Consider the following 13453-nt stretch of genomic DNA (forward strand, 5'->3'; position numbering starts at 1 on the left):
CCCGAATCGCCGGAGGCACCGGCGCTTCGCTCTCCTCAGAGGTACCGGAGGAGTCGGTCGACCAGCGCGGTCGCGGTCGGCTGCTCGCCGTACCGGTCGGTGACCCGGAACGTGCAGTGACAGAGCCGGCCGTCGCCGCGGCCGCGGACCACGAGGGGGCTCCCCCAGTTGGCGATCCAGCCCTCGACGGATCCGACGTGGATCTCGTCGGCCGCTGGATCGAGGTCTTCCACCAGGTCGTAGGGGAACAGGTCCTCGAACGCCCAGCCGACCCGGGCGTCGGTACAGAGGTCCGCCAGGAGGTCGCTGTCCTGGTACAGGAGCGACGAGACGAGGTTCCAGCTCTCGCCGGCGGGGAGGCTCCGGTAGTCGACGGCGTCGGACTCGGCCATGCGCCCGTCGGTTCCGGGGACGACCAGCGCGGCGCCGCCCGCCTCGACGAACTCGGAGACCGCGGCGTCGACAGCGGTGACCGCCGCCACGTCGGCCGCGCCGAGGTCGTCGGTGACGGCGACGCCCTCGGTTTCCAGTGCAGCGGCCAGCGGCTCGTCGGCGTAGACCGTCCGGTCGGGCGCCTCGCTCGCGACGACGAACACCGGTTCCTCGTTCGAGACCTCCCGGTCCGCGGCCTCGAACGTCACGTCGAGCGTATGGGCACGGGTCACGGCATCAGCGCCGGGCGACAGCGTGATCGCTTCCTCGACGGTCGTCGTTCCGAACCCGTCGACAGAGACCGACCGCGTTCCCTCCGATCCTGGGCCGTCCCAGCGGAGTTCGCCCTCCAGCGTCTCGGTCGTGTCGTTGACGATGCGGACGTCCGCGGTGACCTCGCCGCCGGGCGCGACGGCGTGGGTGTCAGGTTCGATCGCGACCAGCACCTCGCCGTTGACGGTGGTGAACTCGTCGGTGAAGCCCTTGGGATCGCGGAGGTAGTCGAGGACGCCGTTGAACTCCCACTCGATGTCGGAGAACTCGGTGAGGACGTAGCCGGCGACGGCCTCGTGGGTCCGCATCTCCTCGATGACGCCTTTCAGCGAGACGGACTCGCGGCGCTGCCACGCCTCCGCGAGGTCGTCGTACCCGTCGAAGACCTCGGGGAGGTCGGTCGCCTCGTAGCGCTCGTCGACGCCTTCCGGCCGCTTGAGCGGGTCGTCGAGGAAGTCGTGGGAGAACCACGACGGGTCGCCGTCGTAGTGCTCGCGGAGCTTCGGCAGGTCCGGGAACCCCCACGTCCCGAACTCGGAGATCAGGATCGGGGCGTCCTCGGCCGGCGTGTTCTCGGTCGCGTAGTTGTCTCCGGGGTTCGCCGCGATGTCGTCGAGGGCGTCGGCCCACGGTTCCGCGCGGTCGGGGCTGACGTAGTACTCGTGGTAGTCGTTGATCTCCGTCGCGACGTGGGCCCACCCGGAGTTGTCGCAGACGAGCCGCGTCGGGTCCCGCTCCGTGGTCTCGTGAAAGAGTTCGGTCAGGTACTCCTGTTTCTCCGCGTCGTTCCACAGCCGGCCCTCGTGGTCGGAGAAGTCCGACTGGTCGAGGCCGATGCCCCATTCCTCGTTGTAGATGCTCCAGGCGACGACGCTCGGGCTGTTGTAGTCGCGGTCGATCATCCCTCGCAACTGCTCGCGGACCTCCCGCTTCGAGCGCTCGGAGTAGACCGTCGGGTTCGCCGGCTCCTCCCAGACGAGGATCCCCAGGCGGTCGGCCGCCTCGATGAAGTCGGGGTGGGCCGGCTTGATGTGCTTGCGCAGCATGTTGAACCCGAGGTCCTTCGCGGTCCGGATCTCGTACTCGAACAGGTCGTCGTCGAAGGGGCGATAGAGCGTGTCCGGGTAGTACGCCTGGTCGAGCGCGCCGCGGACGTAGAACGGGTCGCCGTTGAGATAGAGGCGGTTGCCGTCGGCGTCGACGCTGCGCATCCCGAAGTACGTCTCCGTCGCGTCGATCGTCCCGTCGCCGTCCCGGAGTTCGACGCGCACGTCGTAGAGCGAGGGATCGTCCGGCGTCCAGTAGTCGGCGTCGGGGATCGAGAGCGTGCACGTTCCCTCGCCGTCTTCGATCTCGCATGTCGCCGTGGCGACGTCGTCGCCATCTCGGGAGACGGTGATCGCGGCGTCGAGGTCGCGTCGGCCCCCCTCGTGGTCGCCATCGACCGCCACGTCCACCGACGCGGTGTCGTCGTCCAGATCCGGCGTGACCGCCACGTCCTCGACGAAGCGTTCGGGACGGGATTCGAGCGTGACCGACTGCCAGATGCCGCTGACCCGCGTGTACCACGGCGCGCCCTGCTTGCCGTGGGGGATCTCCGAGAGGTCCTCGGGGTCGGTCACTTCGACGACGACGACGGTCTCGCCCGGCGAGACGGCGTCGGTCACCTCCACCTCGAACGGGAGGTACCCCTCGCGGTTGGACCCGACCCGCTGGCCGTCCACGTAGACGGTCGCCTCGTAGTCGACGGCACCGAACCGCAGGAAGACGCGGTCGCCGCGCCCGTCGTACTCGACGGTCGTCCGGTACCACGCCGTCCCGGTGTACTCGCGGTAGGCCTCGTCTTCCTGCCAGGCGTGGGGAACGCTCACGCGCTCGGTGCTCGACCAGTCCGCGTCGGGGTCGGCGAGCGCCCGCTGTTCGCCGTCGTCGGGGTCGGTCGCGAACAGCCACTCGCCGTCGAGCGAAACCGTGATGCGGCCCTCGTCGTTCGGTGTCTCCATGGCCCGACGATTCTGGTCCGCGGGCCAAAATACTACCGTCGGTCGTGGTCTCGGGGGGCCCGTCGGGAGGGGCGACGGTGGATCGGCCACTCTCATCTTCGCGGCGGCGCTCGCGTCTCCTTCGGGGCGCCCGGATCCGGGTCGGTTTACTGAGGCGACAAATGATGGAATACAATTATTTCTCTCGTTCTATCGAAATGTAAATCGTTCAACCGTTTTTCGGCGTTCGCACGAGACTGCCCGTCCTCCATCCGTGATTTCCGGTGAGACCGTTCTAGTCATCGGTCTGGCGTGGTGCTGACGATGTTCACAATCTCTGGACGCGGCCGGTGGGTGAGCAGTCACGAGATTCTCCAGTACACCGTCTGTGGCGGACAGAACCCGCTTTCCGCGTCGAAATGGAGACTGAGCGCGATCGGACCGTCGATTGTCGGCCCCGTATAGTATCGGTTTACTTCACATATAAGAAATAGAATTGATGCGACGAGGCGTGACCGGGTCCGACACTACAGACGCCGGGTCCGCGCGTGGGATGCCGTCGACCGGGCGGCGCAACGGCGTCGCGCTCCGGGGACGCGATCACCCGATGCCGATCGTTCTGGAACTGCCGTCCGCGAACTCTACCGTGACCACCAGATCTGCTCCGTCGCTGGTCGGGTCGACGAACTCGCTCACCCCGAGGTCGCCGCTCCCGCTGATGTCGCGGATTGCGACAGAGAACTGCCCGGAGACCGTCGTCGAGGGCACCGAACCGCCGACGGTGGTGTCCCTGTCCACGTACTGCCGGCCGGCGAGGTCGTTCCGCGTCGCGACCGAGATCCCGGTGACCGTGACCGAGCGGTCGGCCCGGAGTGCGAACGACACCTCGCGGCCGCGGCCCTGGCCGCCGACGTTGCTGCTGTCGACGGTCCCACCGACCGTGCTGACCGCCGCGGCGCTCGTCGACTCGTTGCCCCCGCCTGCGCCGGGATCGGGTTCGTCCCCTCCCGGCTCCGTCGTTCCCGCACCTCGGTCGACGAGTCGCAGGTCGAACGTCGCGGTGCGCCGCGCGTCGCCGGCGCCGAACTGCGCCGTGACGGTGACCGACTGCGTCTCCTCGACGTCGTCGGGCGCGTCGTAGACGAACGCTGCCCGGCCGTCGCCGTCGGTCACCGGTGAGACGGGCCGCACGGTCCCCGGTCCCTCGGTGACTGCGGCGGTCACCGAGACGCCGCTGACGGGGTTGTCGAAGCGGTCGCGCGCCGCGACCGCGAGCCGCTGGCGCCCGGTTTCGAGGACGCTCGACGCGTTCCCGTCGCTGTCGGTGAGGTACGCGGCCGACGGCTCGCTCGCGTGGTCCCCGACGGCCACTTCGCCGAGCGCGAGTTCGTAGGTGCCCCGTTCGAGCGTCAGCGTGAGGTTCCCGCACGGGGACGGCGGCTCCCGTTCGCAACTGAACGCAGTCACGTAGCGGTCGTCCTCGGCGCCCGCCCGGTCGAGTTCGTCGGCGAGCAGCTCCGCCCACGTGTCGTTCCGCAGCCGCGTCGGGACGGTGAGCGTAACGGGATCGGTCCCGTTGGCGACGGTCACTGTCTCGACCGGCGCGCTCGCCGGGCTGACGGAGACGCTCACCCGGCCGGGGGCAGACCGCGAAAACCGGCCGTCGAGGGCGACGAGCGAGATCCGCCGGCCGTCGACGAGGTCGGTCGCCGTCCGCGCCAGGCTCCGGTCGCCGGCGATGTCGTATACGACCCACGGTTCGAAGACGGTCGTCGGCGCCGCGCCGTATTCGTTGTAGTCGGGGGCGTAGACGACCGCGCGCGTCTGGACCGTGCGCGTCGTCCCGTTCCAGTAGTCGCCGGTCTCGCCGGCCGCCCGGACGTTTTCGAGGGCGACCGTGCCGGCTTCCGTCGTCCGGAGCGTCCCGCTGACGGGCGGCGGGTTGACGAAGAACAGCCGCGTCGGGTATCGGAGGCCGAGCGAGACCGTCGTACGCTGGGCGCGGCCGCCGTCGGCGACGCGGTCGGCCGTCGCCGCGAGCCCGACGACGTCCGACTGCACCTCCTGGCTGTGTTCGAACTCGACCTGGGAGTTCAGCGCCGGGATCGCCGTCGTCTGGAAGACGCCGATCGAGAGGACGGCGATGGCGAGCAGGAACACCGCGCCGATGACCGGCGAGACGGCTCGGGTGTCCGCCCGGAGCGAGACCGACGACCGCGCTGGCGTGTGCTTTCGTGTTCGCATGGTTAGACGATGGTGAACGCGACGACGGCGACGACGAGCAGTCCGATGGCGTACTTGAGGCCGGCGTAGAGGCTGTCCTCGGCGAGCTTCCCCGCGAGCAGCCCGCTCCCGAAGCCCTGGATGAGCGCGGAGTGGAACAGGACCGTCCGGTACTGGTCGACGGGGATCGCGGCGAGGCTCACCGGCCCGCTGTCGACCGCGGGCGGGAGTTCCGCGGCGTAGGTCTCGATCGGGTCGAGGAAGCTCGTCGACAGCATCAACACGACCAGCAGGTAGACGAGGAAGCCGATGACGATGATCGCGAGGTACGACTGGAGGGCCTGTCGGCGCTGGCTGCGGCGGCGCGCCCGCTCGGCCGTGTCGGCGGCGGCGACGTCGAGGACCGTGTGGAGGTCGCTGGTGGCGCGGCTCCCCTCGGCGACGAGCTTCACCGTCCGCGTCAGCTCGGGCGAGGCGATGCGGTCGCCGAACGCCTCGAACGCCTCGGCGGTGTCGAAGTTCCACCGGATGTCGTTGCGGAGCCGTTCGAGTTCGGCCCCGATCCGGCCCGACGTCGAGTCGGCGACGATCGCCAGCGCCGCGGTCAGCGAGAGCCCCCGGCGGTTGCTCACCGCCAGCAGGTCGAGGACGTCGGGGAAGCGCCGCTGGAAGGCGGCCTCCTGGCGCGCCCGGTACTCGTAGACGACCGCGACCGGCGCGGTCGCGACGACCAGCGGCGCGACGACGAGTTCGGTCGACACCGCGACCGGGTTCGCGACCATCGCGTCCACGCCCAGCGGGACGGCGCCGGTCAGCACGCCCGCGGCCGGCAGCGCGACGGCGATCGGGACCGAGAAGAGGAACGCCCGCTCGGGCGCCTCGCGCACCTGAACGAGTTGATTCACGAGTCGGGTGCGGATGCCCTGCAGGCGCTTGGTGCGCTGGTACTCCTCTCGCCAGTCGGGGTCGGCCTCGCCGGGGGCCGGCGGCGCGGGGCGCGCCCGGCCGGGCGAGAACTCGACGGGCGTCGACCGGAACGGCTGGCTGACGACGTCGATCAGCACCGCGAAGCCGGTCAGCGCCAGCGGGATCGCGACGTAGATCAGCAGCCGGATCGCGTCCAGCGTCTCCTCGCCGAGGAAGCTCACGACGATCAGCACGACCAGCAGGAACAGCGGCGCGGCGACGAACCCGACGACGAACACCTCGCTCAGCAGTTCGAGGCGCTCGACGTAGGCCTCCTGGGCCTCGACCGCGGCGTCGAGCTGGTCGTCGACCTCGTCACGCAGGAACCCGGAGATGTCGCCGCCGCTCTCCAGGACGGTCGTGATGTCGTCGGTGAACCGCCGCAGTTCCGTGCTGGGCGTGACCGCCCGGAGGTTCTCCAGCCCGATGTAGAGGTTGTTGCCGAACACCTCGACGTCGCGGACCACGCGGTCGAACTCCTGGGAGACCGCCCCGTAGGTCTCCTCGGCGTCCGCCAGCCGGACGAGGATCCGGTCGAAGCTGACGCCCGCACGCGAGAGGGCGTACATGAACGTCAGCGCGTAGGGCAGGTTGTAATCGATCTCGCGGCGGCGCCGGTCGATGCGCATCCGAACCCGGTAGACCCGTCGCCACAGGTAATACAACCCCGCGGCGACGACGCCGCCCGCCACGAGCGCGCCGGCGACGCTCCCCGCCAGCGCCGGCACCGAGAGCCCGGTCGCGCCGGTGAGCCCCGAGAGCGTCCAGAAGTGGGCCGCCGCGAGGAGGCCGACGCTCGCCACGAGGGCGAGGGCGACCGCGGCGGCGACGATCAGTATCATGTGACCGACCATCGCCGCGAGGTAGATGTCGTAGGTGTCGCGGAGCCACGCCTGGGTGAGCCGGCGCTGGAACGCCTGGTACCGGCCCGCGCGGCGCTTGAAGAACGTCCGGATCGGGCCGTAATGCTCGCGCAGGTCTTCCCGGTCGATGGACTCGAACCCGGCGGTCGCGCCGCTCGGTCGCAGGAACGACTCCTCGGGGTTGTGCGCGGCTGTCGCCTCCGTGTCCGTGTCGCCGAGCGCCTCCCCGTCGGCTGTGACTGCCGTGTCCCGATCCGAGCGGCCGTCAGGGTGGTCCGCACCGAGGTCGTCTGTCTCCTCGCGGCGGGCGGTCCACTCCTCCCGCGGGTCGGCCTCGACGTCCGAGTCCGCTCCGGGCGGTCGGGCTTCGTCGTCGGGCATCGGTCACTCGCTCCGCTGGGCCGGGAGGTCGGCCGGGTCGAGTTCGTCGGCCCGGATCTGTTCGAGGACGGTCTGGGGCTTGCGGTAGAAGGTGTGGATCACGCGCCCGACGCTCTCGTGGTGGCGGATGTCCTCGCGGAGGAGGTACCGCAACACCTCCCGACGCAGGGAGAGTTCGCGCCGCAGTTGCCTGTCGTCCCAGCCGCGCTCGTACTTGATCTCCTGGAGGAGCGCCGACGGCGCCCGCTGTTCCATCGAGTCGCTCGCGGGGTCGCGCCCGAACACGTCGCGGGTCCTGACGCCGCCGTCCGCGTCGGGCGCGGGCGTCAGTTCCACCAGCTTGTGGTTGCGCCTGACGCGCCGGGGGCCCTTGGTGACCTGCCGCTGGATGGAGACGACGTCGAGGCTCCCGATCATCTGTCGCGGGATGTTCAGCGGCTCGTTCTCCAGACGGCGCATCGCGCCCTCCGCGGAGTCGGCGTGGAACGTCGTGTAGGCGGTGTGGCCGGTCGAGATGGCCTGGAAGAACGTGAACGCGACCTGCGGGTTCGCGCGGATCTCCCCGACCAGCAGGAACTCCGGCCGCTGGCGCAGCGCCGACTCCAGCAGGTCGAACATGGTGACCGCACCCTGTCCGTCGGCGGTCGACGACGAGCGGGTGACGTTGCGCACCCAGTTCTCGTGAGGGAGCCGTAGCTCCGGCGTGTCCTCGATGGAGACGATCTTGTTGCCCGGCGGGATGAAATAGGAGATGGCGTTCAGGCTGGTCGTCTTGCCCGACCCGGTCCCGCCGGCGAACACGACGGACTTGCCGTTCTCGACGAGCAGCCACAGGTAGGCCATCTGGTCGAGGCTGAACGTCTCGAAGTCGATGAGGTCGGTCGGGGTGAACGGGTCCTCCGAGAACCGCCGGATCGTGAACGTCGACCCGCGGAGGCTGATGTCCGACCCGAGCGTGAACTGCGCCCGCGAGCCGTCGGGCAGGCTGGCGTCGAGCAGCGGGTCCGCCGCGGTCAGCGACTTGCCCGCCCGCTGGGCCAGTCGCGTCACGAACGCGTCGAGGCGCGCCTCGGTGAACGAGAGGTTCGTCTCCAGGTCGCGATAGGCGCCGTGGTAGACGAACAGCGGGACGTCCACGCCGTCACAGGAGATGTCCTCGATGGCGGGGTCGCCCATCAGCGGGTCGATCTTCCCGTAGCGGACGAAGTCACGGCGCAGGTAGTACAGGATCCGCAGGAGCGGAGCGGGCGGCACGGCCGCGGCGTGTTCGTCGAACACGCGCTGGACCTCCAGTTCGAAGATCTCGTCGCGCTCCTCCTCGGCGCCGATGTCCCGGTGCATGAGGTCCTGGCGGAGGATCCGCGTCAGGTCCTCGCGGACGTACTGCTCGAACTCCGTCAGCGTCGGCGCGTCGACGTGGTAGCGGTGTTCGTTCTCCGCCGGGTCGTAGACGATGGCCGTGTAGGAGTAGGGCCGGCGCGACCAGCGCCACGAGACCAGGTCGTACTCCTCGAGGTAGTCGAAGTCGAACCACCGCTGGCGCACGGCCGCCTCGGTCGGCGCGTCGATCCCCAGCGCCTCCGGCTCGTAGACCGACTCGAAGTACTCGACGATGTCGCCCATGATCTCCGTCTCGACCTCCTCGCGGGACACCGTCGCCTCGCCCGCGCCGCTGTCGAGGGTGTGGTCGATCGCTTCCTCGGTGACCGCCTCGTCGATGTCGTCGAGGACGAACGACTCCCTCGTGTCCGGGGAGTCCGTCGGCGCGGGTTCGTCGCTCATTCGATCGCCCCTACGTTTCGAATCGAGCGTCAAAAAGACAGTGCAGTATCCGACGACAGTTCCGTACGGTCCCGGTAAGTAGTTGACAAAGACGTATCGGGCACGGAGACAGTATCGCGGTGTTGCCGTGGCGCCGACGAGGTCTCTCAGGGGGCCGGCCCGTCTCTCGGTAGCACTCCCGAGCGGTACGTAGGGGGACACACCGCTACTAGCAACGTTCACTTCCGCGGGGGTACCGGCCTCCCGTACGTCCGGGTCCCGCGGCCTGCGCCGCGGGGCGCCGACCGACCACGTCGACCGATTCACCATGACAGGACCCGAACACGCCGACGGAACGGAGACCGTGTACGAAGACTACGTCCTCGACGTTCGCGTCGTCGAGGTCGCGACCGAGGAAGGCGCGGACTCGCGGTACCGGTTCGAGGCGCCGGAACACGTCGCGATGACCTTCGACGACCCGCGGACGGCGACGCTGTACGCCGACGTCTACTTCGATACGAACGGGTTCCAGGAAGCGGGAACCGGCGAGCGAGGGGTTCCACCCGAGGTGGTTCAGGCGGGCCGTGACACGCTCGCCGCCTACTTCCTGACGATGCCGGGGACGGACACGAACTGGGTCGCCTCGTTCTACGGGAAGCGGCCGAGCGAGGTCGAACGCTACGTCGGCGCAGTCCGCCGACGCGCTTCGGAGATCCGGTCGGCGGTCGAGACGGACGACGTCGAGCGGGCCGCCGATCCCGCCTGAGACGCCCGCGGTACCAGGGAACCGGTTCGAGACCGCGCACGTTCTCGCCTTCTGTTCGAGGCTGTCCGCGCTCCTCCCATCGTTTCGACGTGCTCACCCGGTGGGCGCTGGCCACGAACTTCGGCGAGGCTGGTCCCGGTCCAGCCTGATCCGGTCCAGTGACCGTTCGGTTCGGGCAGGGGCTGTCGGCGACGGTCGGGTGACTACATAGCACGCAATATCACTCGTCCCGCAACAGACCGGGATATATCACTATTAGAAGCGTTCACCTTCCGAACAGCGGACCACCCGGACGCATGGTCGATCTCAACCGGCGAACGCTCCTGGCGTCGTCCGCGGCGGCGGCGCTGGGCGCGAGCGTGTCCGGCGTCGCGAGCGGGGCGGCGGCGGACGACGGACAGACAGACGGCGCACCGACAGTCAAGGGGGAACTCAAGCGGTTCTCGTCGACGGCCTTCGGCGCGGAGGTGACCGGCCCGTACGTCTTCGACGACGGGTCGCTGCTGTACAGCCTCCAGCACCCGAGCCGCGACAACCCCGGCGAGTACAACCGCGCGGGCATCGGCTACTTCAGCGGCTTCTCGTTCGAGTTCGACGGGACGAACGACGACTTCGAGGAGCTACCGGCGCCCGCGACGGAGGAAGAACGCGGGCGCGTCCGGGCCGCGGCGGGCGAGTACACGTTCCTCGTCCGGGAGCAGGACCCGATCGGCGACGGGAGCGAGCGCCTCGGCGTCGTCCAGACGCCTGACGGGTGGGACCTCGCGCAGGACAACTTCGCCGGCACGCAGTACGGCGACGCCGGGTTCAACCCGGACTGCAACCAGTTCGTCGCGACGAACGGCGCGCGCACCGAGGGGTACCTGTTCACCAACTGGGAGAACAGCCCCGGGAACGTCTCGCGCATCCCGCTCAGCCAGGACAGCGACGGCGAGTGGCACGCCGACCTGGAGAACGCGATGAACCTCGCCAACACCGACGCGATGCGGGAGATCGGCGGGACCCGCATCAACTGCTACGGCGACATGAGCCCGTGGGGCACGATGCTCTCCTCGGAGGAGAACTACGCTCACACGCGCGTCTCGCTCACCGCGACCGTCGGCGACATCGTCGACGCGGGCACCGGCAAGGGCCGCATCGGCGCCTGCCAGTTCTGGAATCGGCCGAACCCGAGTTCGATCCAGTCGGCGATAGACGAGTACTACGGCGACAACTCGTGGTTCGTGCAGGGGTACTGGGCGCTGACCGGCGTCGAGTTCCTGGCGTACTACCTCGGCGCCGAGCGCGTTGACCAGTCGGCGCCGCCGTACGCCGACGGGGCCGACCAGCAGAACACCACCGAGCCCATCGCCGACGTCTACCCGAACCCGTACCGCTACGGCTATCACCTCGACATCCGCGAGCCGACGGCGGAGACGCCGAAGCCGGTGAAGTACTACGTGATGGGTCGGGCCGCCTGGGAGGCGCCCGACGTCCAGCAGAACAAGAAGACGGTCTACGAGTGCTCCGACGGCGACAGCAAGGGCGTCTACAAGTTCGAGGCCGAGCGTCCGATCCACAGCTACGAGGACCCGATGGACGTCGAAGGGACGCTCTACGCGCCGAAGATCACCAACGCCGACGCCGCGCGGCAGGAGTCGCCCGCCGAGGTCGCCCTCGAGATCGAGTGGTGGCCGCTCGGCAGCGCGACGAACGCGGAGGTCGAGTCGTGGATCGCCGAGTACGACGACGTGACCCAGGCCGACTACCTCGCCGCCCACTCCTCGTGGGAGGAGGGCGACGAGGTCACCGCGGCCGTCCTCGAGGAGGCCGACCGCGAGGTCGTCGAGAACGGCAACAAGAACTACATTTCGAACGAGGAGATCGTCCAGTGGGCCGAGCAGTGGAGCGCCAACGATCCCGACAACGTCGACGAGGACCTCCGGAAGGTGCCGTTCCTGGAGACGCGCGCCGCGGCCAAGGAGATCGGCGCGACCATCGAGTTCAACAAGGCCGAGGGTGTCGACAGCGTCGACAAGGCGACGCCCGGCGACTACGTCTACTTCGCCATCTCCGAGCTGAACGACGACATGGCCGACGAGACCGGCGACCTCGGCCTCGACCGCGTCGACGGCGGCGTGGTCTACCGCGGGACGCTCGAATCCGACTACAACGTCTCGACGCTCGAACCCGTCATCGTCGGCCCGGACGCCAGCGACCCGGCCGACGTGGCCGACGACTCGCTCATCAACGTCGACAACCTCCTCGTCATGGAGGACGGCCGCGTCCTCTGCTGTGAAGACGCAGACCAGTTCGGCCGCTCGTACAGCAACGACTGCCTGTACGTCTTCCGCGACGACGACACGGCCCTGCGACAGGGGTAGTCGGCGCGTCCGGCGCCGACTGACTCCCGGGCTCGTCGCACTGTTGCCCGCTTCAGAATCTCTTTGTGGCCGCTCGCAGACTACCGATCCGTGACAGAGATCGCCTTCGTCGGCGCGGGAAGCATCGTCTTCGCGAAGAACCTGATGACGGACATCCTCTCCTTCGAGGAGCTACAGGACGCCACGATCACGCTGATGGACATCGACGAGCGGCGACTCGACCGGACGGCCGCGGTCGGCGAGGCGCTCGTCGACGAACACGACCTCCCCGCCGAGATCCGCGCGACGACCGACCGCCGGGAGGCGCTCGACGGCGCCGACTACGTGCTGAACATGGTCAACGTCGGCGGCGAGGAACCGTTCGAGAACGAGGTACGGATCCCGCAGGAACACGGCGTCGAGCAGGCCGTCGGTGACACGCTCGGTCCCGGCGGCGTCTTCCGGGCGCTCCGGACGATGCCGATGCTGCTGGAGATGGCCCGCGAGATGGAGGAGCTGTGCCCCGACGCCGTCCTGCTGAACTACACGAATCCGATGGCGATCCTGTGCTGGGCCGTCGACGAGGCCACCGACGTCGAGGTGGTCGGCCTCTGCCACAGCGTCCAGCACACGACCGAAGCCATCGGCCGGTATCTGGACGTCCCTGCCGACGAGATCGAACACCAGGTCGCCGGGATCAACCACATGGCGTGGTACCTCGACCTCACCCACGACGGCGAGGACCTCTACCCCGCGCTCCGCGAGGCGGCCGACGACCCCGAGATTCGGGAGCAGGACCCCGTTCGATTCGACGTGATGGAGCACTTCGGCGCGTTCATCACCGAGTCGAGTCACCACCTCAGCGAGTACCTGCCGTACTTCCGGACCGACCAGGATATCATCGACGAGTACACCCCTGCCGAGGCGTTCGGCCACTACACGATCGAGTGGATGCCCACCGGGCGGTACTTCGAGCACTGGCAGTCCTACCAGCCCGACCTCGACGCCGAGTTCGACCCCGCCGAGGAGGACCTCTCGCTGGAGCGCTCCTCGGAGTACGGCTCGCACATCATCCACTCGCGGGAGACGGACACGGTCCGTCGGATGAACCTCAACGTCCGCAACGACACCGGCGCGATCGCCAACCTCCCAGACGACGCCTGCGTCGAGGTGCCGTGTCTCGTCGACGGCACCGGCATCCACCCGACGACGGTCGGCGACCTCCCCGGCCAGCTGGCGGCGCTGAACCGGACGAACGTCAACGTCCAGGAGCAGGCCGTCCGCGCCGGCCTCGATAACGACGAAGACGCGCTCCGGCGGGCGATCAAACTCGATCCCCTGACCGCCGCGGCGCTGGACCTGGACGCGATCGACGAGATGATCGACGACCTGTTAGCGGCGAACGCCGAATACCTGCCCGACCTGAACTGATCGGCCGACGCGGATCGGTCGTCGTCGATGAGG

Annotated in this window: 7 protein-coding genes; 3 read left to right on the forward strand and 4 right to left on the reverse strand. The window is 69.0% G+C overall.

What is annotated here, in order from left to right; translation table 11 throughout:
- Positions 1 to 35: 35 nt before the first annotated feature.
- From PSC72_RS12050 to PSC72_RS12065, 4 genes are all read right to left on the reverse strand, one after another.
- Positions 36 to 2708, reverse strand: a complete 2673-nt coding sequence (locus PSC72_RS12050; protein WP_274326117.1) for a sugar-binding domain-containing protein — start codon at positions 2706 to 2708, stop codon at positions 36 to 38.
- A 579-nt stretch (positions 2709 to 3287) separates the two neighbouring features.
- Positions 3288 to 4931: a hypothetical protein gene (locus PSC72_RS12055; protein ID WP_274326118.1), complete on the reverse strand. Its 1644-nt coding sequence runs from the start codon at positions 4929 to 4931 to the stop codon at positions 3288 to 3290.
- A 2-nt stretch (positions 4932 to 4933) separates the two neighbouring features.
- Positions 4934 to 7120: a type II secretion system F family protein gene (locus PSC72_RS12060; protein ID WP_274326119.1), complete on the reverse strand. Its 2187-nt coding sequence runs from the start codon at positions 7118 to 7120 to the stop codon at positions 4934 to 4936.
- Positions 7121 to 7123: 3 nt separating this feature from the next.
- Positions 7124 to 8902: a type II/IV secretion system ATPase subunit gene (locus PSC72_RS12065; protein ID WP_274326120.1), complete on the reverse strand. Its 1779-nt coding sequence runs from the start codon at positions 8900 to 8902 to the stop codon at positions 7124 to 7126.
- 307 nt (positions 8903 to 9209) lie between these two features.
- Here PSC72_RS12065 and PSC72_RS12070 point away from each other — a divergent pair, with 307 nt between their 5' ends.
- The 3 genes from PSC72_RS12070 to melA all read left to right on the forward strand — a co-directional run bounded on the left by PSC72_RS12070 (position 9210) and on the right by melA (position 13420).
- Complete coding sequence (locus PSC72_RS12070; protein ID WP_274326121.1) at positions 9210 to 9647, forward strand: hypothetical protein; 438 nt, start codon at positions 9210 to 9212, stop codon at positions 9645 to 9647.
- A 296-nt stretch (positions 9648 to 9943) separates the two neighbouring features.
- Complete coding sequence (locus tag PSC72_RS12075; protein WP_274326122.1) at positions 9944 to 12010, forward strand: alkaline phosphatase PhoX; 2067 nt, start codon at positions 9944 to 9946, stop codon at positions 12008 to 12010.
- A gap of 90 nt (positions 12011 to 12100) precedes the next feature.
- Entirely contained in the window at positions 12101 to 13420 is a 1320-nt protein-coding gene (gene melA / locus PSC72_RS12080; protein ID WP_274326123.1) for an alpha-galactosidase, read from the forward strand.
- Positions 13421 to 13453: the final 33 nt, after the last annotated feature.

The organism is Halosimplex aquaticum, assembly GCF_028747785.1.
In the GTDB taxonomy this organism is placed as follows: Archaea; Halobacteriota; Halobacteria; order Halobacteriales; family Haloarculaceae; genus Halosimplex; species Halosimplex aquaticum.

Coding starts and splice junctions, on each gene's coding strand:
- PSC72_RS12070 (WP_274326121.1), top strand. CDS start 9,210: ATGACAGGACCCGAACACGCCGACGGAACGGAGACCGTGTACGAAGAC.
- PSC72_RS12075 (WP_274326122.1), top strand. CDS start 9,944: ATGGTCGATCTCAACCGGCGAACGCTCCTGGCGTCGTCCGCGGCGGCG.
- PSC72_RS12065 (WP_274326120.1), bottom strand. CDS start 8,902: ATGAGCGACGAACCCGCGCCGACGGACTCCCCGGACACGAGGGAGTCG.
- PSC72_RS12060 (WP_274326119.1), bottom strand. CDS start 7,120: ATGCCCGACGACGAAGCCCGACCGCCCGGAGCGGACTCGGACGTCGAG.
- PSC72_RS12050 (WP_274326117.1), bottom strand. CDS start 2,708: ATGGAGACACCGAACGACGAGGGCCGCATCACGGTTTCGCTCGACGGC.
- PSC72_RS12055 (WP_274326118.1), bottom strand. CDS start 4,931: ATGCGAACACGAAAGCACACGCCAGCGCGGTCGTCGGTCTCGCTCCGG.